Raw genomic sequence first — 620 nt, forward strand, 5'->3', positions numbered from 1 at the left:
TGATAAAATAGGCCGTCTGAAAAGTTTGTAAAGAATCAGCACAATGAGTATTGCCAATAATAAAAAAGCCTTTCACGATTTCTTTATCGAAGACCAAATCGAAGCCGGTATAGTATTGGAGGGATGGGAAGTCAAAGCCATCCGCGCTGCACGCGTTCAATTAAAAGAAAGCTATATCTACTGGAAAAAAGACGCATTCTATTTGGTGGGTTGCCACATTACCGCATTGCCCACTGCCTCGACACACGTCAAACCCGATCCTGTCCGTCCGCGTAAGTTGTTGTTGAAACAATCGGAAATCAACAAGTTAATCGGCAGAACCGAACGCGCCGGTTATACGATTGTGCCCTTAAACCTGCATTACACCCGCGGTAGAATCAAAGTGGAAATCGGTTTGGCTAAGGGTAAGAAACAGCATGACAAACGCCAAAGCCTGAAAGAAGCGGATTGGAAGCGTGAGAAACAGCGTTTAATGAAAAACGTACGTTGATTTTTTCAGACGGCCTTTTTATAAAGGCCGTCTGAATATTTATTGTTTGAAAATTTTAAAAAGGAAAACAGATGAAAACTATGATTTTAGCGGCGGCTTCTGCCGTATTGTTGTTGGGTGCGTGTTCCAC

The 620-nt window shown here is 42.7% G+C and carries 1 protein-coding gene; it reads left to right on the forward strand.

Going from position 1 to position 620, the window contains the following annotated elements; genetic code table 11:
* The first annotated feature begins 43 nt into the window (after positions 1-43).
* Entirely contained in the window at positions 44-490 is a 447-nt protein-coding gene (smpB, locus tag ACTHUT_RS21520; RefSeq protein WP_250600146.1) for an SsrA-binding protein SmpB, read from the forward strand.
* Positions 491-620: the final 130 nt, after the last annotated feature.

This window comes from Neisseria sp. P0022.S010, from assembly GCF_051956635.1.

Bases quoted from the DNA above. Each gene is read 5' to 3' on its own strand.
- smpB (WP_250600146.1), top strand. From the start codon at position 44: ATGAGTATTGCCAATAATAAAAAAGCCTTTCACGATTTCTTTATCGAA.